Genomic DNA, 20399 nt, shown 5'->3' with positions numbered 1-20399 from the left:
GTAGCTCGTCAGGCTCATAACCTGAAGGTCGTAGGTTCAAATCCTACCCCCGCATCCATACCCACAAAATCAGATACCGCCAGATAGCCATGGTCCTCCCGTGGGTCCACACGTTCCCCAACCATCTGTCATGAATAGAGGGAACAGACTCCACGAGGGGATATGATCATCCTCATGTGAGAATCGATATCTTGTGTGCTGTGGATGCAAAGAACCACAGCATCTTGTGTTTCTGGAACCTGATTCTCTGGCTTATAGAAAACTTTAATAACGTCAATAACTGGCTGTTTTTGTAGCTCTTTACGTATTTTTGCCGGGAGAAAGGGGATTCAGGTCGCATCTTTCTGTTGAAAGTGAGAAGAGTTCTCATCTAACGTCATTCATGAAGCAACTCGCAGAGAGAGGGAGAGGCCTCATGAACATCATTCAGATTGCCGAACGGCGTGACACCATCCATGACGCTTCCATGAAGACACTGGCGCGGGAGGAGCAGACGGCCCTGTGGGCCCTGCGGTATCTGCTGGGGCCGAGCTGCTGGCGGCGCTCCATGTCTCTGTCTGGGCTCCTGGGGCAGGAGGCAGAGCGCCTTCAGGAGCGTTTCAAGGCGCTTTTTCTTCATGCTGTCTGTGCAACCGCAGCCTTGGAATATTCGGCCACGGAGGAACATCTTCTGAACATTCTGTCAGATATGCAGAATGCCCCGGAGGAGCAGACTCTACATTCTGAGCTGGGCGAAGCGCTGATGCATCTTGGGCAGGCTCTGGCTGCTTATGGGTACTGGCTCCCCGTGCGCAAGAGGATGCAGTCTGTGGCCGAGAGGATGCCAATGCCGGCCTTGGCTCAGGATAACTATCCGGAAATGCTGGAAGCAGCGGAATAAGCAGTTTTCGGAACGATGCCGTGGGCTCCGTGCTTATTCTGTCTTGAAACCATGAGTATGGCAGTGTTTTTATACGGGTTTCTCGTTACAGACAGCCGGAGCCGATGTTGGAAGTACAGTCTATCACTTTCCCTGAGGGGATGACCCTTCAGTGTGGGGAGAAGATCGCTCCGCTGGATATTGCCTATCAGACATATGGTGAGCTTTCTCCCACAAGGGATAATGCCATCGTCATATGTCATGCTTTTACCGGCGACCAGTATGTGGCCAGCCCGCATCCCGTTACGGGGAAGCCGGGCTGGTGGTCCCGTATGGTCGGTCCCGGTTTGCCTATCGATACGGACCGTTTCTTTGTCATCTGTGCCAACGTGCTGGGTGGCTGTATGGGGACTACCGGCCCCACAACGGTACGGGCCGGGACAGAACGGCCATGGGGGAAGGATTTTCCTCCAATCACCATGCACGATATTGTGGCCGCTCAGGTAAAGCTGGTGGACCATTTTGGCATTGACAGGCTTTTTGCTGTCATTGGTGGCTCCATGGGTGGGATGCAGACATTGACATGGGCCACGGATTATCCAGATCGTGTCTTTGCTGCCATGCCGATTGCAACATCGCCGTTTCAGTCAGCCCAGAACATTGCGTTCAACGAGGTCAGTCGTCAGGCCATTTATGGTGATCCGGACTGGCACGGGGGGGATTATCAGGCCCATGGCGTCATCCCGGCCCGTGGTCTGGCCGTGGCCAGAATGGTTGGCCATATCACCTATCTTTCGGAAGAAGCCCTGACCAGGAAGTTCGGGCGGGAAATCCGTCCCGGCACCATGCCGGCCCCCCATGATCCACTGGCTGCCCTCCCTTTTGGGGGCATGTTCCAGGTGGAAAGTTACCTGCGCTACCAAGGGTCCAACTTTACGCGCCGCTTTGATGCTCATTCGTATCTGAGTATTTCGAGGGCCATGGATTTTTTCGATCTGGGCAGCGAGCATGGAGGCAGTCTTTCGGAGGCGTTCCGAGGCGTGAAAACCCGTTTCTGTGTTGTGTCTTTCAGTTCTGACTGGCTGTTTCCGACATCCCGTTCCCGGACACTGGTTCGGGCCATCACCCAGGCAGGAGGGCATGTGTCTTTCGTGGAAATAGACAGTGACCGGGGGCATGATGCGTTTCTTCTGGAAGAGCCGGATTTTGACAGAACGGTTCGTGGGTTTCTGAATGGAATGGCCCGTCAGGCCGGTCTGGCTGAGGGAGACCATCATCATGCGCTTTGATCAGGAGTTGATTGCCGCCATGGTGGCCTCCCATAGCCGGGTGCTGGATATCGGGTGTGGCGACGGAAGCCTGATTGGCCACCTGTCCAGGGAGAAGAATTGCGACGCCCAAGGGCTGGAGCTGGACATGAAAGCGGTCACGCAGTCGGTAGCCCATGGTCTGCCCGTCATGCATGGTGATGCCGATGTGGTGCTGGCTGATTATCCTGATGGAACGTTTGATTACGTCGTTCTGCAAAGGACGCTTCAGGCAGTGGACTGTCCACGGGATGTCCTGAGGCACATGCTGAGGATAGGTCGGCTGGCGCTGGTCTCTTTTCCCAATTTTGGACATTGGCGGCTGCGCTGGCATCTGTTGCGGACGGGACGGATGCCGATGACATCCGTCTGGCCTACCCCTTGGTATGAAACGCCGAACATCCATCCCTGTACGATCTATGATTTCTTTGCATTGTGTGAGGAAGACGGGTACGAGGTCTGTCAGTGGATGGTCGTGAACGGAAACCGTCAGTCCCGTCTGGCAGGGTGTTCGCCCCATCTGGCCAATCTGTTCGGGGAGCAGGGACTGTTTCTTCTTCGCCGCAAAAGTGAACAGAAATAGAATTCACGGAGACGTTATAAGGCAGTTTGTAGGCCCTAACGATCTGTTTTCATTGTTTTTTATGGAAACAGAGGTGGCCTGCCTTTTTTGCGAAATAAGGTCATAAAAAGACATCGTCTTTTTCCTCTTGTTATAAGACAAATAGAGTCCTATTTTTGGGCGAGACGAGCGGAACGCCTCAGGAAAGAGGGGTTCAGGCGTTTATTTTATGCGGTGTTGCCAGATCAGAGTGCTGGAGTAACGCCGGTTTTGAGGAAGAATCATGAGCAGTTTCAAAGCGCTCGGTCTGGCGGCCCCAATTTTGCAGGCGCTGGACGGAGAGGGCTACACCACGCCAACCCCCATTCAGGCTGGGGCAATTCCCCATCTCATGGAGGGACGGGATCTTCTCGGTCTGGCGCAGACAGGAACGGGCAAAACAGCAGCATTTGCTCTGCCCATCCTCCATTATCTTCTGGAACATCCCCACAAGGCGGCCCCTCGTAGTGCGCGTGTTCTGGTGCTGGCCCCAACACGGGAGCTTGTGGCGCAGATTGCCGACAATTTTGCCGCCTATGCCCGGCACATGAAATTCTCCCATGCGGTGATCTTCGGTGGCGTGGGGCAGAACCGGCAGGTGGAAGCCATGAAGCGTGGCGTTGATGTCATGGTGGCGGCCCCCGGCCGTCTGCTGGACCTCGTCGGGCAGGGGCATATTGATCTTTCCACGCTGGAGATTGTCGTGCTGGATGAGGCAGACCGCATGCTGGACATGGGGTTTGTTCATGACATCCGTCGCATTGTGGCCCGTCTCCCGGAGAAGCGACAGACATTGCTGTTCTCGGCGACCATGCCGCCATCCATCCGTGAGCTGGCCCATTCCCTGCTGAATGACCCTGAAACTGTTCAGGTCACGCCGGAATCCAGTACGGTGGATCGCATCCGGCAGGCTGTTCTGTTCGTGGATTCCACAGCGAAGAAAGAAGCCTTGATGATGCTGGTCAATAATGACCGTGTCGTGCGGGCCGTTGTTTTTACGCTGATGAAGCATGAAGCCAACAAGGTGGCGGAATATCTCAGCAAGAATGGGATCCCGGCAGCCGCCATTCATGGGAACAAGTCGCAGGGGGCCCGGGAGCGTGCCATGCAGGGCTTCCGCGATGGCAGTGTCCGCGTGCTGGTCGCTACGGACATTGCCGCCCGTGGCATTGATGTGGATGAGGTCTCTCACGTCTTCAATTATGACCTGCCAAATGTGCCGGAAGCCTACGTCCACCGTATCGGTCGGACGGCCCGTGCTGGTCGGGATGGCTGGGCCGTGTCCCTTTGTGATGCCGAACAGCGTGCCTGGTTGCGGGATATTGAGAAGCGTATCGGCAAGAACGTGCCGGTGATTACGGATCACCCATACCATTCCACAGAGGCCCAGAACTCGACCCTGCCACCGCCTGTGCTGGGTGGTGGACGTGGCGGCCGGGGAGGGCGTGGCGGTAGCGGCGGTGGACGTGGTCGTTCCTCACGGCCGCAGACGTCCTCCCGCCCTGCTGCTGGTGGGCGGGCAGCCCCCGGAGCCAGAAGGCGGCGTTCCTTCTGATTCTTCTGTCAGTCATGTTCCAGATGAGAAACAGCCCCGTGTCATGCGGGGCTGTTTCTGTATGGAGTGCAGGATAAAGTGCAGGGCAGACCTATTCATCAGTCCGGCAGAAGGAGACGTCATGATGGTTGAAAAAACAGGAAAGCCGGTTGATCTGGTCTGGGGCCATGGAGCCCGGAAGATTGAGGTCTTTCTGGAACCAACCTGTCCTTTCTGTGTGCGTGCTTCCAGAAAGCTCATGCCGCTTCTGGAGCATGTGGGGGAGGACAGGCTGACGCTTCAGGTGCATCTTCATTCCCAGCCGTGGCATCTGTTTTCGGGTATTCTGGTCCGGTGCATTCTTGCTGCGGCGACCCTGCCTGATGGCCGGGATACGGCCTGGCAGACAGTGCGGACGATCGGTGATCACAGGGAAGAGTTCGAGTTTTCCCATCATTGTGAAGGGCCGAACATGCAGACCACGCCCGACGATCTGATCAGCCGGCTTGAGGGTCATACCCGTCTCAATCTGGCAGTGCCTTTTCGCCTTCCCGGCGTGACGGATGCCATGAAAGCCCATGCCCGTTACGCACGGCAGCACGGCATTCATGTTTCACCAACTGTCATGCTGGATGGAAAGGTGGATGACCGTTTTCAGAGCGGGCAGTCCGTCGAGGAATGGGTGGCCCTTCTGAAGTGAGATGGGGCTGCCGGAGGCTGTATGGTCATTACGCAGTCTTCATGGGGCAGCAACATGGGCCACATGCGGCGTAGTGTAATGACGGGGAACGGGTGATCTGTTCAGGGAGACATGGAATGAAACGTGTGGGTATTTTGCTGGTCATGGGATGGCTGGGGGTTGTTGGCCCGGTGAGTTCTGCCGGGGCGCAGATGTTTTCCGGCCATGTGCAGCAGATCAGTGATGTGCGGGACCGGAACGGGTCTTACGTGGGGAGCATCGACGGGGACGGAACCCTGCGGGACCGTAATGGTTCTTCCATTGGCAGCCTTGAGCAGGATGGCCTCATCCGTGACCGGAACGGTGCGTCTTTCGGCAGTATGGAGGATGATGGAACCGTGCGTGACCGGAATGGCTCGTCTGTCGGCAGTCTGGATGATGATGGAACCGTGCGGGACCGGAACGGGTCTTACGTGGGGAGTATCGACAGGGACGGTACCCTGCGTGACCGTAATGGTTCGTCCGTTGGTAGTATTGATAAGGATCGTCTGGGGGAACAGCTCTCCAGGGAAGACCGGACGACGGGTGCTCTGATCCTGCTGCACCGTCTGCCCCGGTAAGCCGTGTCACACCATCAGCAGGCCAGCCCTGCATGAAGTGCACTTGTTGTCCGGTTGGCAAACTTTCACCGTGAAGACGGGGCGGTGACGCCCCTCTCCAACAGGGGATAACAGACCCTGTCCCGGCAGGGTCTTCATAATGAAAGGCTGGAAACATGCCGACAACAGCATCTCATGAGCACAAGGCACCTCATGCCAGCAGCTCTCTGCATGAGCTGGCCCGCAAGGCCATCCATACACCGAAGCTGCTGACAAAGGATGAGATCATCCGACTGGCAGATCATGTTCTGAAGAGTGGTGAGCACGCCACGGACGCAGAACGTGACATCGCCCGGAAGGCTCACCACAATCCCGAAGGGCTGGAAGCCTCCCACATCACGGCTCTGGGCAGACGGGCCGAACACGATCACCGGGGCTGACTGGTTCCATACGTGAAGACTGTCACGGGCCTGCCATTCCCTGAGGGAGGGCAGGCTTTTTTTGATGCTTTCAAGGGGCGCAGTCGAGGCCCCCGGCTGAGCCCCCGTAGTGCCTGCCTGACCGGCCTCAAAGAGGAGGTCAGCACGAAAGACACGCCCCAACGGACCGGTTCCCATCAGGCGTTGAAAGATGATCTTGTGAGAAGTCTGCCTTATGGCGGATGGGGTGGGATTCGAACCCACGGTACGCTTCCACGCACGCTGGTTTTCAAGACCAGTTCCTTAAACCGCTCGGACACCCATCCGTTCTGCCTTCCCATGGAGAAGGCAGGCACGGCCCCTGATACTGATTCACCCGTTGGGCGTCAAGCTGTGAAGCTGCGCCCGTTTCAAAAGGATGGGGCCAGACATTACTCTCCATCTTCTCTCAGTGTTGCGAATTTCGCCTTCATGGTCGCATTCCCCCGTGTGAGCCGCTTGATCGTGACGTCCTGCGCCTTGTCGTTGGCCAGACGCAGGTTGTTGTCTGACTTCAGGAGATTGTCCTTGATCTTCTGAAGATGGGAGATGGATTTGTCTATCTCTTCAACGGCTGTGTTGAACTGTTTGTGTGCGAGGTCATAGTTGCGGGCGAAGCCGGTCTTGAACGTCTCCAGCTTCTCCTCAAAGTTGGTCACGTCGATATTCTGCTGGCGTGTCAGTTCCAGCTCCCGCTTGTAGGTCAGCGCATTGGTGGAGGCATTGCGGAGCAGGGAGATGATCTGAAGGAAGAACTGCGGGCGGATGACGTACATCTTCGGGTAGCGGTGGGACACGTCCACGATGCCCGTATTGTACAGTTCGCTCTCGGGTTCCAGCAGGGAGACAAGCACGGCATATTCGCATTTCTTCTCCGTGCGGTCCTTGTCCAGTTCTTTCAGGAAGTCTTCATTCTTCTTTTTGGTGGCGGTGCTGTCAGCCTCGTTCTTCATCTCGAACATGATGGAGATGATTTCCGTTCCGCCTTCATCCGCATCCCGGAAGATGTAGTCCCCCTTGCTGCCGGAGCGGGCGTCATTGTCCTTCTCGAAATAGGCCCGTGGGAAAGCCATCGCCCGTGCCCGGTTGAACTCCACCTCGCAATGCTGCTCCAGCGTCTCACCGACCATCTTGGTAGAGAGGCGGGCCTTCATGTCTTTCAGCCGTTCGATGTGGTCATCACGGTCCTTCAGCTGAAGTTCGTAATGCTCCTTCAGCTGGGAGGCGGCGAGGGTATTTTTCAGTTCCATCTCTTTCAGTGTGTTTTGCAGGGTGTCCCGCTCCTTCTGGACAGCCTCAACCGCTTTCGTGACGGCCAGTTCCTTTTCCGCCGTACCGGCAGCCAGTCGGGCCTGAAGCTGATGGATCTCCGTCTCCCTGGCCTGCACGGCTTCCTGCAGCTGGGCTTTCCTTTCAGCTTCAGCAAGACGGGTGGCCGTCTGCTGGTCCGTTTCGTGTCGTTCAATCTGACTTTTCAGGGCCTGTATTTCAGCATCACGGGCATGGAGGGCCTGATGCATTTCCTGCTCATGGGCAAATTTTGCCCGTTCTGCGGCAAGCTGCTCTTCCCGTGCCGCCGCTTCCAGTTTTTCCTGTACCTGCCGGGCAAACTCCTTGTCCCGCACCTGTTTGACGATGTCGGCATAGCCTGCATTGTCGAGTGAAAATGATTTATGGCAGTGGGGGCAGGTGATGTCGTGTGTGGCCATGATGGAAACTCTTTCAGGATTGTGGAAGGTAGTTGGGAGACAGTTTTCTGATAGTTGGAGAGAAGGGAAGCAGGCCGGCTCATTACGGAGTGGCCTTGCTTGATCCCCGCAAGGGCGGGGAACACATTTTTAATGGAACCAATAAGGTGATCGGCTATCGGTTCATCCCCGCAAGGGCGAGGATTGGATTGTTTGTAATCTAATTTTGCTGGATGACAAGAGATTCCTTATAAATTGATCAGCTATCTTGTTATTTTATGGATAAAAGGAGGCAGGTGGAAACGGCAGGGTAAAAAAAGTGAGCTGAGGGCAGTTATCCTGCCTTCTGCCGAGACGGGAAAAGCTTGACGGAACTCCAGAGAGGCCGTAAAGGCGTAGGAAGTTTACGGACACGTCACTCCGCGAGGGTTCGCGCAGTGGCGCGTTTGTCATGGAATTAAGGATAGCCCGTGTTCGAGCAGCTCTCTGGCAGAATGTCGAAAGTTTTCGAAGGTCTTTCCCGCGGGGAGAGGCTTTCGGAGGGTGACGTCACCGAGGCCATGCGCGAGGTCCGTCTGGCCATGCTGGAGGCCGACGTGGCCCTGCCGGTGGTGCGTAGCTTCGTCAGCAAGGTGAAGGAACGTGCTGTCGGCGGTGAGGTGCTGGATGGCGTCTCGCCCGGTCAGGCCGTGGCGAAGATCGTCAATGATGCGCTGATCGAGGCTCTGGGTGGTGCTGGTGCGGTGCCGCTGAACCTGTCGGCTCCGGCTCCAATTCCTTATCTTCTGGTCGGCCTTCAGGGGGCGGGCAAGACCACGACTGCCGGCAAGCTGGCCCTCCGTCTCGCCAGCCGTGAGCGGAAGAAGGTGCTGCTCGCCAGTCTGGACGTGCAGCGTCCGGCGGCCCAGCTCCAGCTCCAGCAGATCGCCGAGCAGGTGGGCGGACGCACGAACGGGCTGGTCACCTCCCTGCCGATCGAACAGGGGCAGGGGCCTGTCGAGATCGCCCGCCGTGCGCTGGATGCAGGGCGCCGTGAAGGCTTCGACATCGTCATTCTCGACACCGCAGGGCGTCTGGCCATTGACGAGGCCCTGATGGATGAGGTCCGTCAGGTTCGTGACGTGGCGAAGCCTGTGGAGACGCTGCTGGTTGTCGATGCCATGACCGGGCAGGACGCCGTCAATACCGCACAGTCCTTCAAGGACCAGATCGGCCTGACCGGCGTCATCATGAGCCGCATGGATGGTGATGCCCGTGGTGGTGCCGCCCTCTCCATGAAGGCCGTGACAGGAGAGCCCATCAAGTTCACCGGGTCCGGTGAGAAGATGGAGGCTCTCGAAGAGTTTCATCCCGAGCGTGTTGCCGGGCGCATTCTGGGGCTGGGCGATGTCGCCGGGCTGGTGGAAAAGGCGTCCGAGCAGCTCGATCAGGAAGAAGGTGAGCGTGTTGCCAAGCGGATGCTCGCCGGCAAGTTTGATCTGAATGACTATGTCTCGCAGATCAATCAGATCAATCGCCTTGGCTCCATTTCCGGCATTCTTGGTATGCTGCCGGGCATGGGCAAGCTGAAGGATAAGCTGGCGGGGAAGGATCTGGACACGTCCATCTTCAACCGTCACAAGGCGATCATTTCCTCCATGACAGCGCAGGAGCGCAGCGCACCGGAGATCATCAAGGCGTCACGCAAGAAGCGTATCGCCCTTGGGTCCGGCACGAGCGTTCCGGAGGTCAACCGGCTGCTCAAGCAGTTCAGTGAGATGTCCACCATGATGAAGCGGCTCAACAAGATGGGCGGCCTGTCTGGTCTGATGCGTGGCATGGGGGGTGCCGGTGGTCTGGGCGATATGTTCAAGGGGATGGGAGGTCCGGGAGGCCGTCCACCTTTTGGCTGAGTGTCCTCTTGGCTGTCTGTCTTTTTGTAATGTTCTGATGATGCAGGAGTTGTTATGAGCCTGAAGATCCGTCTGTCCCGCGCAGGTGCGAAGAAGCGTCCGTACTACCACATTGTGGTTGCCGACAGCCGCAGCCCGCGCGATGGCCGTTTTGTTGAGAAGGTGGGTGCCTACAACCCGATGCTGCCGTCCGACCACGCCGACCGCGTGCGCCTGAATGACGAGCGCATCAAGCACTGGCTGGAGCAGGGTGCCCAGGCAACCGACCGTGTGGCCCGTTTCCTCGGCCATGCCGGTCTGGCACCGAAGCCGGCCTTCCGTGAGCAGCCCAAGAAGTCTGCTCCGAAGAAGAAGGCCCAGGAGCGTGCTGCCAAGGCTGCTGAAGCCGCCAAGGCAGCCGAGGCCTGATCAGGCCTGAGCGGGAGATTTCTTCTTGTCACACCGTCCTTCACATCAGGATGTTCTGGTCGCCACGATAGGGCGTCCGCATGGCGTGCGGGGGCTCGTGCGCCTGCACCCGGCAACGGAGCATCCCGAGACGCTCGAGGAACTCGGGCCTCTTCATGATGAGACGGGCAGCGTGTGGCAGATACGCTGGAAGGCACCGGGCATTGCTGCCGTCCTGGGACAGGACGGACAGCCCCTGCCGGACCGGACGGCGGCAGAAAAGCTGGTGAACCGTAAGCTCTATGTTGCCCGTGAGGCTCTGCCGGAGGTGGAAGAGGACGAGTTCTATCATATCGACCTGATCGGTATGGAAGCCGTCCTTGCTTCCGGGGAGACTGTGGGGCGTGTTGTCAGTGTCCATGACTATGGGGCTGGCACCAGTCTGGAGCTGGAAGCGGGGCAGCTGATTCCTTTCACCATGGCCTGCGTGCCGGAGGTGGACATGAAGGCGAAACGCCTCGTGGTCGTCCCGCCGGAAGCTGTGGAAGTGGAAGGGGATCTGGCTGGTGAGGTGGAAGTCCGCTCATGACATGGCAGGCTGACATCCTGACCCTCTTCCCGGAGATGTTCCCCGGTCCGCTGGGTTGCTCCCTTGCGGGGCGTGCCCTGGAGCGGAACCTGTGGGCCTGTAGAACGCATGACCTCCGTCCGTTCGGGCGGGGTGTGCACAAGGCCCTGGATGATGCGCCATTTGGCGGGGGCGCAGGGATGGTCATGCGGCCGGACGTGCTGGATGACGCCCTGACCAGCGTGAGGCAGACAGATGATGGCCGCCCGGTGATCTATCCGACACCACGGGGCCATCGTCTGGAGCAGAAGGACATTGCACGGTACGTTCAGGGAGAGGGCGTCGTCATTCTCTGTGGACGGTTTGAAGGGGTTGATGAGCGGGTGCTGGAGAAACATGCGGTCGAACAGGTCTGCATGGGGGATTTTGTCCTCTCCGGGGGAGAAATACCGGCACTGGCACTCCTTGATGGCTGTGTGAGACTTCTGCCGGGTGTGATGGGGTCAGCCCTGAGCGGGGAGGAGGAAAGCTTCTCTGCCGGACTGCTGGAATACCCCCAGTACACGCGGCCTGCCACATGGGAGGGGAGGGATGTCCCGCCCGTCCTGCTTTCTGGCAATCATGGGGAGATCGCCCGCTGGCGAGATGAGAAATCCATCGCTGTGACCCGTACACGTCGCCCGGACCTCTGGGCCATGTATGAACAGCAGCAACAGAGTTGAGTTTTTTTCGGGAGTTTGAAGCATGAACATCATTCAGCAGTACGAGGCGCGCGAAATGGAGCGTCTTTCCGCCATTCGCAGCGTTCCTGAATTCGCCGCCGGTGATACCGTGCGTGTTGGCGTGCGCGTTGTTGAAGGTACACGCGAACGTGTACAGGTCTTCGAGGGTGTGGTGATTGCCCGCTCAAACCGTGGTCTGGGCAGCAGCTTCACGGTGCGCAAGGTCTCCAACGGTGAGGGTGTGGAGCGTGTTTTCCCGCTTTTCTCCCCGACGATTGCTGATATTACGGTTGTTCGCCGTGGTAAGGTCCGTCGTGCGAAGCTATACTACCTCCGTGGCCGCTCCGGTAAGTCCGCCCGTATTGCCGAGCGTCCGCGTGATGTCAAAAAGGAGGGCTGATTTTCAGCTCTCATAAGGAGATGAGAGAGAATGCAGAATCCGGTTACCCCTAGAACTTTGTATGACAAGATCTGGGACGATCATGTGGTGAAAGCCCTTGAGGACGGAACGAGCCTTCTCTACATCGACCGCCACCTCCTCCATGAGGTGACCAGCCCGCAGGCCTTCGAGAGTCTGCGGGCCGCAGGGCGCCCGGTGCGGCGTCCTGATGCCACGATGGCCGTGGCAGACCACAACGTCCCGACCTCCGACCGCTCCCAGCCGGTGGAAGACCCGCAGAGCCGCCTCCAGATCGAAACGCTGGAAGCGAACGTCAAGGAGTTCGGCGTTCCCTATTTCCCATTGCGGTCCCGCCAGCAGGGCATCGTGCATGTTGTCGGACCGGAGCAGGGCGTCTCCCTGCCGGGCATGACGATCGTCTGTGGAGACAGTCATACTTCCACGCATGGGGCCTTTGGCTCGCTGGCGTTCGGCATTGGCACGTCCGAGGTGGAACATGTCCTGGCCACCCAGACCCTGCTCCAGAAGCGCAGCAAGAACATGCGCGTGCGAGTCGAGGGTGAGATTGCTCCCGGCGTGACAGCCAAGGACATCATGCTCAGCATCATCGGCCGTATCGGTACGGCAGGCGGCACCGGTCATGTGATCGAGTTTGCCGGCTCGGCCATTCGCAAGCTGGACATGGCCGGACGCATGACGCTCTGCAACATGTCCATCGAGGCTGGCGCCCGTGCCGGTATGGTGGCCCCGGATGAGACGACGTTTGAGTATGTCAGGGGGCGTCCTTTTGCGCCGCAGGGTGAGGCTTTCGAGCAGGCCGTGGCGTACTGGAAGACCCTCGCCACGGATGAAGGTGCCCATTTTGATGAGGAAGTGGTGCTGGATGCTGCCGAGATCAGCCCGTCCGTCACATGGGGCACCAGCCCCGAGGATGTCCTGCCCATTACCGGCACCGTGCCTCGTCCCGAAGATTTTGCCGACCCGGCCAAGGCCGAGCGCATCCGCCGCACACTGGCCTATATGGGGCTGGAAGCGGGTCAGAAGATTGCCGGTACGCCGGTGGATGTCGTTTTCATCGGGTCCTGCACGAACAGCCGCATTGAGGACCTCCGGGCTGCTGCGGCCGTGCTGAAAGGCCGCAAGGTGGCAGACGGCGTACGGGCCATGGTCGTGCCGGGTTCCGGTCTGGTCCGTCATGCGGCGGAGCAGGAAGGGCTGGACAGGATTTTCCGTGATGCCGGTTTTGAATGGCGTGAGGCGGGCTGCTCCATGTGTCTGGGCATGAATCCCGACAGGTTGAGTGCCGGGCAGCGTTCTGCTTCCACTTCCAACCGTAATTTTGAGGGGCGTCAGGGGCCGGATGGCCGCACCCATCTCTGTTCTCCGACAATGGCTGCTGCGGCTGCCGTGACGGGGACACTGTGCGATGCACGGGACCTGCTGGAGCCGACAATGGCAGAAGGAGCCGCCTGATCATGGAAAAATTCACCCGTCTGACAAGCGTTGCTGCCGCCCTGCCACAGGAGAACGTGGATACGGACCAGATCATCCCGGCCCGTTTCCTCAAGACCATCCGCCGAACAGGCCTGGGCGAGCATCTTTTTGCAGGCCAGCGTTACGATGCTGATGGCCGGGAAAATCCGGACTTCGTGCTCAACAAGCCGGCCTATCGCAAGGCCGGCATCCTGATCACGCTGGATAATCTTGGCTGCGGGTCATCCCGTGAGCACGCCCCCTGGGCCTTGCTGGATTTCGGCATACGCTGCGTGATCGCTCCCAGCTTTGCGGACATTTTTTACAACAACTGTTTCAAGAACGGCATCCTGCCGATCCGTCTTCCCCGTGAGCAGTGTCTTGCCCTGATGGAGGATGCCAGCCACGGCGAGAATGCCCGCCTGACGGTTGATCTGGAAAAGCAGGAAATCCATCGCCCGGATGGTGAGGTCGTGTCTTTCGAGATGGACCCGTTCCGTCGCCAGGTTCTTCTGGAAGGGCTGGATGATGTGGCCCAGACACTGAAGAACCATGAGCAGGCCATCCGTGAGTTCGAGGCCCGTCCATCCCGTGCCTGGGTGCCGTCCACGAAACAGCCGGGTCGCCCGCAGAGTGTCATTGGTAGCAAGGGAGAGCAGGCATGAGCGCAAGACAGAAAATCCTGCTGCTGCCGGGTGACGGCATCGGCCCGGAGATCATGGAGCAGGCCGTCAGGATCATCGACTGGCTGAAGGCCGAACGTGGCTTCGATGTTGACCTGTCGGAAGACCTCGTCGGTGGGGCCTCATTGGCGAAGCATGATGTGCCCATCCGGGATGAGGTGATCGCCAAGGCCAAGGCTGCTGATGCCGTACTGTTCGGCTCTGTCGGTGATCCTGCGTGGAAGGACGTGCCGTTTGACCGTCGGCCGGAGGTGGCCATCCTGCGCCTCCGCAAGGAGCTGAACCTGTACGCCAACCTGCGTCCGGCCAAGCTGTTCGACCCGCTGCTTTCCGCCTCTGCGCTGAAGCCGGACGTCGTGCGTGGGCTGGACCTGATGATCGTACGGGAGACGGTCGGTGGCGTCTATTTCGGGGAGCCTCGTGGAATCGAGACCCTGCCGGATGGCACGAAGCGTGGCGTGAATACGGAAGTCTATACGACCGCCGAGATCGAACGTGTGGCCCGTGTGGCTTTCGACCTCGCCCGTCTGCGCAGTGGCCGTGTCTGCTCCGTGGAGAAAGGCAACGTCATGGAGAGCGGCCTGCTCTGGCGTGAGGTGGTCACGGACCTGCACAAGCGTGAGTATTCCGATGTGACGCTGACGCACATGCTGGCGGATAACTGCGCCATGCAGCTCGTGCGTGATCCTCGCCAGTTTGACGTGATGGTCACGGGCAACCTCTTTGGCGATCTTCTGTCAGACCTCGCCTCCATGCTGACCGGGTCTCTGGGGATGCTGCCTTCTGCCACGCTGGGCACGCCGGAAGGGTCGGACAGGCAGGCCGCCCTGTATGAGCCGATTCATGGCAGTGCGCCGGATATTGCCGGGAAGGGCATTGCCAATCCGCTGGCGCAGATCCTGTCTCTGGCCATGATGTTGCGTTACTCGCTGGATCGTGGTGCGGATTCCGAGCTGATCGAGCAGGCCGTTTCCAACGTTCTGGCTTCCGGGCTGCGGACGGCGGACATCGCTGCTGCTGGTGAGAGCCGTGTCAGCACGGCGGAGATGGGAGAAGCCGTGCTGAAGGAACTTCAGAAACTCGCCTGATCTCCGGGTGATTGTGCTATGAACTGCCATGCGCCCGCCTGTGTCTCACGGGCGGGCGTTTTTTTGAGATGTAAGAGGAACGACATGTCACTCGCTGCCGAACGGATGGGGCGTATCCTGCCAAGCCAGACCATCGCCATCACGCAGAAGGCCAGAGCCCTGAAAGCAGAAGGGCGGGATGTCATCAGCCTGTCTGCTGGTGAGCCGGATTTTGATACGCCTGATTTCATCAAGAAGGCAGCGATCGAGGCCCTCCAGCGTGGCGAGACGAAATATACCGACGTTGCCGGCACGCCGGCTCTCCGCAAGGCCGTGGCAGAACGGCTGAATGCTGATTTCGGTCTGGATTACCGGCCGGAGGAAATCTGCGTGTCCACGGGGGGCAAGCAGGTCATCTATAATGCGATGGTGGCAACGCTGAATGCGGGGGACGAGGTTGTCATCCCCGCTCCGGCCTGGGTGTCCTACCCGGACATCGTGCAGCTGGCGGATGGCAAGCCGGTCATCGTGCCGACCACGCCCGAGACGGGCTTCCGCCTGACAGCCGAACAGCTCCGCAGGGCCATCACGCCCCGGACTCGCTGGCTGGTGCTGAATTCTCCCTGCAATCCGACAGGCAGTGCCTATTCCCGGGATGAGCTGAAGGCCCTGACGGATGTCCTGCTGGAGCATCCGCAGGTCTGGATTCTGACGGACGACATTTATGCGAAGCTGACCTATGAGGGGCGGGAAGCCTGCACGGTCGTGCAGGTGGAACCCCGCCTGCGGGAACGGACCCTGACGATGAATGGCGTCAGCAAGGCCTATGCCATGACGGGCTGGCGCATCGGCTTTTCTGCCGCCCCCGTATCCCTGACAAAGGAGCTGATCAAGCTGCAGGGGCAGAGTACAAGCAATGCCTGCTCCATCGCCCAGGCCGCCGCTCTGGCTGCCGTGTCCGGTCCGCAGGATTTCATTGGCGAGATGGTGGCTGTTTATCAGAAGCGGCGTGATCTCGTGGTGGATGCCCTTTCTGCGGTTCCGGGTCTTTCCTGTGCCCGGCCGGAAGGGGCTTTTTATGTGTTCGTGTCCGTACAGCAGCTTCTGGGCAGGCGCACGGCAGGCGGGCATGTGCTGGAAAGTGACGAAGATTTCGTCAAGGCCATGCTGGAGGAGGTCGGGGTGGCCGCCGTTCATGGCACGGCCTTCCTGCTGCCGGGTTATTTCCGGGTGTCCTACGCCACCAGCACGGAGCTTCTGGAAGAAGCCTGCCGCCGCATTGCCCGTTTCTGTGGAGGGCTGGCCTGATGTTCAGACCGTCCCGGCGTCTCGCCACATTGCCCACGCCAGCGACGATCGCCATGGCGGCCCGTGCCCGTGAACTGAAAGCGCAGGGCAAACCGGTCATTTCTCTGGCTCTGGGGCAGCCTGATTTTCCATCTCCTGCGGCGGCTCTTGATGGAGCCGTGGCGGAAGTGAAGGCTGGCCATACCGGCTATCCGCCCATTCCGGGGCAGAAGCCGTTGCTGGAGGCCGTTGCCGGGAAGTTCCGGCGGGATAACGGGCTGGACGTCTCGCTGGACCAGCTCATGGTCTGCAATGGTGGCAAGCAGGCCATTTTCAATGCGTTCATGGCCTCGCTTGATGATGGGGATGAGGTCATCGTTCCAGCACCATACTGGGTCAGCTATCCGCTCATTGCCCGGATGTTCGGTGGCGTGCCGGTGGAGATTGCCTGCCGGGAGGAAGACGGTTTCCGGCCCCAGGCCGAGGCCATCCGCAAGGCCATCACGCCTCGGACCCGCTGGCTCGTGCTGAATTTCCCCAACAATCCGACCGGTGCCATTCTGGAGCGGGACGATCTGGAGGCCATTGCCGCCGTCCTGCGGGAAGCTCCACATGTCATGGTAATGAGCGACGAGATTTATGAGCACCTGACCTTTGATGGCAGGCATCATCTCTCCCTGCTCAATGTCGCTCCGGACCTTGCCGACCGTATCCTCATCATCAATGGCATGAGCAAGGCTTATGCCATGACAGGCTGGCGGGTCGGGTTTGCCTGCGGCCCGGTGCCTCTCATCAGGGCGATGATCAAGGTGCAGGGCAATACGACATCAGGCATCTGCACGCTGGCACAGGGTGGTTCCGTGGCAGCCCTGAAAGAGGATATTGCCGGGGTTCAGGCCATGCGTGAGACCTACGAACGGCGGCGTGGGCTTGTGGTTGATGCCTTGCGGCGAATCGAGGGGCTGAGCTGTGCCCTGCCGCAGGGTGCTTTTTATGCCTATCCGGGGCTGTCTGCCCTGATCGGGCGGAAATCTGCCGGGGGGCGTCTGCTGAGTGATGACGTGGCCTTTGCGGAGGCCCTGCTGGAAGAGGCTCACGTGGCAACCGTGCCGGGTTCAGCCTTCGGCTATGGGCCGCATCTGCGCCTGTCCTTTGCGGCGTCTGACGAAGAACTGGAAGAAGCCTGCCGGCGGTTGGCAGGCTTCGTGCAGGGAATCACGGACTGACAGAGACGGGGGCCATGTCTGCTGCTGGCAAAGAATGGCCCCCCCCCTCCGTTTTCAGGGACGCTGGTTCCACTCATTCAGGAGGGTGATGACGGATTGCGGAGCCATCTGGCGGGCCGAACCGAGGGCGAGGGTGCCGTCAGGGTTCAGCAGGCGGCCCTGGGGTGTGAGGATCAGGACCGTCGGGACGGCCTTGATGGTCACGCCATACTGCTGGGCCAGCTCCATGTTGGTATCAAGATGCCCGACATTGACGGGGACGATCACGAAATGCTCGTCCAGCCACTGGCTGACGGAGGGAACGGCAAAGATGCCTGCAAGAAGGCGGCAGTCCGGGCACCAGTTCCCTCCGAAATCCAGAAGGACACGCCGGTTGGTTCTGGCGGCGGTCAGGAAGGCTTCATGAACCTGTCTGGCGGCCAGGTCAGCTGGCGGGTAAGGCTCATGGGCGGGAGTGATGGTGGTCATTCTGCTGATGTCTGGCAGGGGAGCGGGTGCTGTTGGGGCTGGGCTGGCACCCTGCGCAACACCGGAGGAGAGGAGAAGGCCCATACCGGCAAGAGCCAGGGCGGAGTGGTAAAAACGCATGATCTCTCCTGAGACAGTGGGTTTGTGAAGAATTCGTTCCCTATTGTTAGCGGCAAGGTAACAACAGGACGTTAAACAGAGGGTGGACGCCGAGCTTTTCTTGATAAGCCATGAGGTCATGAATTAGGGTAGAATCTTGGGTTTGATAAGGCGATGGTGTGCTTGTGGTGAGACGGAAACGGCCAATTTTTTATACTGCTTCCCGCAAGGAGGTTTCAGTCCTTTCGACATTGGGGCGGATGGTCGTTTTGCTTGGGCTTACCTGTGGCCTGCTGCTGGTGGTCAGGTTCTACCAGCCTGCAACCCGTCTCATGCAACATGCTGTCAGCACGGCATTGTGGCAGCGTCTTTATGGTCTGTTTCATGTCGAAACGGCCTTGGGGCGTGAGCAGCTGATCCTGATCGGAATCGTCCTTTCCTGTTTCCTGCTTGCCCTGCTGATACAGCTTCTGGCCCTGTGGCTCATGAATTGGGTCCGCCGCCGTTAGGAGCCTTTTAGTGGGGAACGGATGAAGGCGGCCGAAGCGACGCAGAGCCACGAGAGGATAAGTAGCGTCCCCCCTGTCGGAGCCAGCCGTGCCGGGAACAGGATCCCGAAGCCATGCAGCGTGACAGGGATGCTGAACAGGCTGGTCCCCAGTGCCAGCCCCGTGCAGCCGAAGGCGAGGCGTTGCGGGTGGAGGTAGCGGCTGGCCGGTGTCAGGGCACAGAGGGCGATGCCGTGCCAGAGGGCAATATCAGCAGCCATGTGCATCATGCTTCTGCCATTGGGGACAGGAAAGACCGTATCTGGCAGATGCGTGGCCGCAGCCTGACAGGCAACGGCCAGACTGGCATAGAGGGCTCCGAGACTGAACAGGCCTCTCAGCAGGAAGGCAGTTCGGGAAGAAATTGCCCTGTCATGATTCTGCATATTGATTATAACCCGGCTGAAAAGGAGATGCGGGCATTGTCTCAGCTGCCCGAGAGGATGAGAAGGGGGAACGTCGTATGAAATTTCGTTTTGTGGTTTGTGCAGGGCTGCTGTCTCTGGGGGGGTGTGGTCTCACGCCGCCTTCAGCTCCGCGGGTTCCGCCTTTGCCAAAGGGGCCTGTCACGCCCGTACCGAAGCTGGCTGCCGATGATGCCGTGCTGTTGCAGCAGATCAACCTGCGTGCTGCCTATATGAAGGCTGCGACCGATCTGGCTGCGTTGCATAGTGGTGATGAGCTCATCAAGGGGTTTGCGGCCCAACAGTCCAAGGATTACGACAAACTGCATGCTGATGCCCAGAAGGTGGCAACAGCCCATACGCTTTTATTGGTCGAGACGCAGTCTGGCATACAGCAGAAGCGTCTGGCCACGCTGGGCCGGTCATACGGGCGGCCTTTTGACAGGGCTCTGCTTTATGCGTTGACCCATGCTTCCACGGCACGGGAGAGGGCTGCGCTGGCACAGGCTAAAAAAAGTGGCAGCACGGCAGACATGAAAAGTCTGGCAGGAACAGCGCTGGACCTTCTAAACCGCAGCCAGGAACAGGGCCTGGGTCTGATTCGCCGGTGACGCACTTTGGCGTCATGGGGGCTGATGCGCCCTCCTGTAATATGGCAGAAATTTGTCATATTTTTGACGTTTTATTGATGGTGTGTTAAAGGGCTAGTATTGAGAGTAGAAGACCTATCCTGATATCTTTCTGTACAAATGCCGTACCGGTTCTTGTCTTCCTGAGAGCAGGTGATGCTCCTGATGTACAGGAAAAAGGAAGAGGTTTTTCTGTTGTGACATATCATCAGGATCGACGAACCAGGACATGCAGAACGATTCGCCTTTGACTGAGAATTCTCTTCGCAAGGCTCTGGAAAAAATGGGGGGCGGGCCAGCTGCCGTAGAGGCCGGAGATGGGGCACCGGGCCATGGTTACAGGGGGCATTCTGCGCCCCGTAGCCGATCTGCTCAGCAGGTGGGGCGCCGCCGTCGTTTTTCCGGGGATGATACGGTTGTTGTGGAGCATCAGTCACTGGGGCGCCCTACGCAGAAGAGGGCTGCGAATCGTGTGATGGCTGCCTCAGAGGCCGGGCAGGAGCAGGAAAGGCTGAAGCAGAGCCTGCAAAGGGAAAGGCGTCGGGTTCATGATGTAGAGGCTGAGCTTGCTACGTTGAACAAGCGGATTCAGGCCGTGAATACCCAGATGACACATCTGCGCCTCCAGGTGGAGGAAGGCAGGAAGGCTCTCCAGCAGCGTGATGAGAGCATCCTGCGCCTGCGGGCCGAGCTGCATCAGGCCCGGGAGCATCAGGCACGTCGTGCTGCCAGCCCGACCAGGGCAAAGTCAGCCGCCCCTGCGGAGGTGGATGACGAGGGCCAGAAACCTGTGCAATGGTGGGCGGACTGATCAACCATGC

General features: G+C 59.1%; 23 protein-coding genes and 1 tRNA gene. 20 read left to right on the top strand and 4 right to left on the bottom strand.

The annotated features are described in order from the left end of the window. The first annotated feature begins 415 nt into the window (after window positions 1–415). The 7 genes from ASO19_RS00430 (at window position 416) to ASO19_RS00400 (ending at window position 6019) form a co-directional block, all read left to right on the top strand. Window positions 416–880: a hypothetical protein gene (locus ASO19_RS00430; protein ID WP_043559754.1), complete on the top strand. Its 465-nt coding sequence runs from the start codon at window positions 416–418 to the stop codon at window positions 878–880. Between the two features lie 104 nt (window positions 881–984). Continuing rightward, on the top strand, window positions 985–2148 hold the full coding sequence (gene metX / locus ASO19_RS00425) for a homoserine O-acetyltransferase MetX (RefSeq protein ID WP_043559757.1): 1164 nt from the start codon (window positions 985–987) through the stop codon (window positions 2146–2148). Continuing rightward, the gene (metW, locus tag ASO19_RS00420) at window positions 2138–2749 is read left to right on the top strand and encodes a methionine biosynthesis protein MetW (RefSeq protein ID WP_103765174.1); all 612 of its coding nucleotides are present in this window, start codon (window positions 2138–2140) and stop codon (window positions 2747–2749) included. Before metX ends, metW begins: the two co-directional genes overlap by 11 nt. Window positions 2750–3011: 262 nt before the next feature. Then, window positions 3012–4322 (top strand): DEAD/DEAH box helicase, encoded by a 1311-nt coding sequence (locus ASO19_RS00415; RefSeq protein WP_103765165.1) that lies wholly within the window; start codon window positions 3012–3014, stop codon window positions 4320–4322. A gap of 121 nt (window positions 4323–4443) precedes the next feature. Continuing rightward, entirely contained in the window at window positions 4444–5001 is a 558-nt protein-coding gene (locus ASO19_RS00410; protein ID WP_103765164.1) for a DsbA family protein, read from the top strand. A 116-nt stretch (window positions 5002–5117) separates the two neighbouring features. After that, a complete protein-coding gene (locus ASO19_RS00405) occupies window positions 5118–5600 on the top strand; it encodes a 4-fold beta flower protein (protein WP_081563274.1) in 483 nt (160 codons plus the stop codon). 155 nt (window positions 5601–5755) lie between these two features. Then, entirely contained in the window at window positions 5756–6019 is a 264-nt protein-coding gene (locus ASO19_RS00400; protein ID WP_043559760.1) for a hypothetical protein, read from the top strand. A gap of 215 nt (window positions 6020–6234) precedes the next feature. On the opposite strand, the gene ASO19_RS00395 is transcribed toward ASO19_RS00400, so the two are convergent. Together ASO19_RS00395 and ASO19_RS00390 are read right to left on the bottom strand one after the other, a co-directional pair. After that, window positions 6235–6324 (bottom strand) — tRNA-Ser (locus ASO19_RS00395). A gap of 105 nt (window positions 6325–6429) precedes the next feature. Continuing rightward, complete coding sequence (locus ASO19_RS00390) at window positions 6430–7746, bottom strand: DUF2130 domain-containing protein (protein WP_043559762.1); 1317 nt, start codon at window positions 7744–7746, stop codon at window positions 6430–6432. 449 nt (window positions 7747–8195) lie between these two features. On the opposite strand from ASO19_RS00390, the gene ffh reads away from it, so the two are divergent. The 10 genes from ffh (at window position 8196) to ASO19_RS00340 (ending at window position 17430) form a co-directional block, all read left to right on the top strand. After that, window positions 8196–9617 (top strand): signal recognition particle protein, encoded by a 1422-nt coding sequence (gene ffh / locus ASO19_RS00385; protein ID WP_043559765.1) that lies wholly within the window; start codon window positions 8196–8198, stop codon window positions 9615–9617. Between the two features lie 54 nt (window positions 9618–9671). Next, complete coding sequence (gene rpsP, locus ASO19_RS00380) at window positions 9672–10025, top strand: 30S ribosomal protein S16 (protein ID WP_043559767.1); 354 nt, start codon at window positions 9672–9674, stop codon at window positions 10023–10025. A gap of 25 nt (window positions 10026–10050) precedes the next feature. Further along, window positions 10051–10593, top strand: a complete 543-nt coding sequence (gene rimM, locus ASO19_RS00375; RefSeq protein WP_043559769.1) for a ribosome maturation factor RimM — start codon at window positions 10051–10053, stop codon at window positions 10591–10593. Beyond that, window positions 10590–11294 (top strand): tRNA (guanosine(37)-N1)-methyltransferase TrmD, encoded by a 705-nt coding sequence (gene trmD / locus ASO19_RS00370; RefSeq protein WP_043559772.1) that lies wholly within the window; start codon window positions 10590–10592, stop codon window positions 11292–11294. Before rimM ends, trmD begins: the two co-directional genes overlap by 4 nt. Window positions 11295–11316: 22 nt before the next feature. Next, on the top strand, window positions 11317–11694 hold the full coding sequence (gene rplS, locus ASO19_RS00365; protein WP_043559775.1) for a 50S ribosomal protein L19: 378 nt from the start codon (window positions 11317–11319) through the stop codon (window positions 11692–11694). A 30-nt stretch (window positions 11695–11724) separates the two neighbouring features. Continuing rightward, window positions 11725–13167: a 3-isopropylmalate dehydratase large subunit gene (gene leuC / locus ASO19_RS00360; protein ID WP_043559777.1), complete on the top strand. Its 1443-nt coding sequence runs from the start codon at window positions 11725–11727 to the stop codon at window positions 13165–13167. A 2-nt stretch (window positions 13168–13169) separates the two neighbouring features. Then, a complete protein-coding gene (gene leuD, locus ASO19_RS00355; protein WP_043559780.1) occupies window positions 13170–13832 on the top strand; it encodes a 3-isopropylmalate dehydratase small subunit in 663 nt (220 codons plus the stop codon). Next, a complete protein-coding gene (gene leuB / locus ASO19_RS00350; protein WP_103765163.1) occupies window positions 13829–14938 on the top strand; it encodes a 3-isopropylmalate dehydrogenase in 1110 nt (369 codons plus the stop codon). The genes leuD and leuB overlap by 4 nt, the downstream gene beginning before the upstream one ends. 84 nt (window positions 14939–15022) lie before the next feature. Next, window positions 15023–16225, top strand: coding sequence for a pyridoxal phosphate-dependent aminotransferase (locus ASO19_RS00345; RefSeq protein WP_103765162.1), 1203 nt, complete (start codon window positions 15023–15025; stop codon window positions 16223–16225). Beyond that, window positions 16225–17430, top strand: a complete 1206-nt coding sequence (locus ASO19_RS00340; RefSeq protein WP_181005169.1) for a pyridoxal phosphate-dependent aminotransferase — start codon at window positions 16225–16227, stop codon at window positions 17428–17430. Before ASO19_RS00345 ends, ASO19_RS00340 begins: the two co-directional genes overlap by 1 nt. A gap of 54 nt (window positions 17431–17484) precedes the next feature. On the opposite strand, the gene ASO19_RS00335 is transcribed toward ASO19_RS00340, so the two are convergent. Next, entirely contained in the window at window positions 17485–18018 is a 534-nt protein-coding gene (locus ASO19_RS00335) for a thioredoxin family protein (protein WP_103765161.1), read from the bottom strand. A 239-nt stretch (window positions 18019–18257) separates the two neighbouring features. Here ASO19_RS00335 and ASO19_RS00330 point away from each other — a divergent pair, with 239 nt between their 5' ends. Next, window positions 18258–18506, top strand: coding sequence for a hypothetical protein (locus ASO19_RS00330; RefSeq protein WP_232317245.1), 249 nt, complete (start codon window positions 18258–18260; stop codon window positions 18504–18506). Here ASO19_RS00330 and ASO19_RS00325 read toward each other — a convergent pair. Next, window positions 18503–18931: a DUF423 domain-containing protein gene (locus tag ASO19_RS00325; protein ID WP_043559796.1), complete on the bottom strand. Its 429-nt coding sequence runs from the start codon at window positions 18929–18931 to the stop codon at window positions 18503–18505. The two genes, ASO19_RS00330 and ASO19_RS00325, sit on opposite strands and share 4 nt — an antisense overlap. Window positions 18932–19008: 77 nt before the next feature. On the opposite strand from ASO19_RS00325, the gene ASO19_RS00320 reads away from it, so the two are divergent. Continuing rightward, window positions 19009–19560, top strand: a complete 552-nt coding sequence (locus tag ASO19_RS00320; RefSeq protein ID WP_043559799.1) for a DUF4142 domain-containing protein — start codon at window positions 19009–19011, stop codon at window positions 19558–19560. Window positions 19561–19807: 247 nt separating this feature from the next. Then, a complete protein-coding gene (locus tag ASO19_RS00315) occupies window positions 19808–20389 on the top strand; it encodes a hypothetical protein (protein ID WP_103765160.1) in 582 nt (193 codons plus the stop codon). Window positions 20390–20399: the final 10 nt, after the last annotated feature.

It is taken from the genome of Parasaccharibacter apium (assembly GCF_002917995.1).
Lineage (GTDB): Bacteria > Pseudomonadota > Alphaproteobacteria > Acetobacterales > Acetobacteraceae > Bombella > Bombella apis.
The sequence above is the reverse complement of the archived record's forward strand: the minus strand, read 5'-3'. Positions and strand labels throughout refer to the sequence as shown.

Excerpts from the sequence above, each read along its gene's own strand:
- ASO19_RS00430 (WP_043559754.1), top strand. The coding sequence starts at position 416 with ATGAACATCATTCAGATTGCCGAACGGCGTGACACCATCCATGACGCT.
- metX (WP_043559757.1), top strand. The coding sequence starts at position 985 with ATGTTGGAAGTACAGTCTATCACTTTCCCTGAGGGGATGACCCTTCAG.
- metW (WP_103765174.1), top strand. The coding sequence starts at position 2,138 with ATGCGCTTTGATCAGGAGTTGATTGCCGCCATGGTGGCCTCCCATAGC.
- ASO19_RS00415 (WP_103765165.1), top strand. The coding sequence starts at position 3,012 with ATGAGCAGTTTCAAAGCGCTCGGTCTGGCGGCCCCAATTTTGCAGGCG.
- ASO19_RS00410 (WP_103765164.1), top strand. The coding sequence starts at position 4,444 with ATGATGGTTGAAAAAACAGGAAAGCCGGTTGATCTGGTCTGGGGCCAT.
- ASO19_RS00405 (WP_081563274.1), top strand. The coding sequence starts at position 5,118 with ATGAAACGTGTGGGTATTTTGCTGGTCATGGGATGGCTGGGGGTTGTT.
- ASO19_RS00400 (WP_043559760.1), top strand. The coding sequence starts at position 5,756 with ATGCCGACAACAGCATCTCATGAGCACAAGGCACCTCATGCCAGCAGC.
- ASO19_RS00390 (WP_043559762.1), bottom strand. The coding sequence starts at position 7,746 with ATGGCCACACACGACATCACCTGCCCCCACTGCCATAAATCATTTTCA.
- rpsP (WP_043559767.1), top strand. The coding sequence starts at position 9,672 with ATGAGCCTGAAGATCCGTCTGTCCCGCGCAGGTGCGAAGAAGCGTCCG.
- trmD (WP_043559772.1), top strand. The coding sequence starts at position 10,590 with ATGACATGGCAGGCTGACATCCTGACCCTCTTCCCGGAGATGTTCCCC.
- rplS (WP_043559775.1), top strand. The coding sequence starts at position 11,317 with ATGAACATCATTCAGCAGTACGAGGCGCGCGAAATGGAGCGTCTTTCC.
- leuC (WP_043559777.1), top strand. The coding sequence starts at position 11,725 with ATGCAGAATCCGGTTACCCCTAGAACTTTGTATGACAAGATCTGGGAC.
- leuD (WP_043559780.1), top strand. The coding sequence starts at position 13,170 with ATGGAAAAATTCACCCGTCTGACAAGCGTTGCTGCCGCCCTGCCACAG.
- leuB (WP_103765163.1), top strand. The coding sequence starts at position 13,829 with ATGAGCGCAAGACAGAAAATCCTGCTGCTGCCGGGTGACGGCATCGGC.
- ASO19_RS00345 (WP_103765162.1), top strand. The coding sequence starts at position 15,023 with ATGTCACTCGCTGCCGAACGGATGGGGCGTATCCTGCCAAGCCAGACC.
- ASO19_RS00340 (WP_181005169.1), top strand. The coding sequence starts at position 16,225 with ATGTTCAGACCGTCCCGGCGTCTCGCCACATTGCCCACGCCAGCGACG.
- ASO19_RS00335 (WP_103765161.1), bottom strand. The coding sequence starts at position 18,018 with ATGCGTTTTTACCACTCCGCCCTGGCTCTTGCCGGTATGGGCCTTCTC.
- ASO19_RS00330 (WP_232317245.1), top strand. The coding sequence starts at position 18,258 with ATGGTCGTTTTGCTTGGGCTTACCTGTGGCCTGCTGCTGGTGGTCAGG.
- ASO19_RS00325 (WP_043559796.1), bottom strand. The coding sequence starts at position 18,931 with ATGCAGAATCATGACAGGGCAATTTCTTCCCGAACTGCCTTCCTGCTG.
- ASO19_RS00320 (WP_043559799.1), top strand. The coding sequence starts at position 19,009 with ATGAAATTTCGTTTTGTGGTTTGTGCAGGGCTGCTGTCTCTGGGGGGG.
- ASO19_RS00315 (WP_103765160.1), top strand. The coding sequence starts at position 19,808 with ATGCAGAACGATTCGCCTTTGACTGAGAATTCTCTTCGCAAGGCTCTG.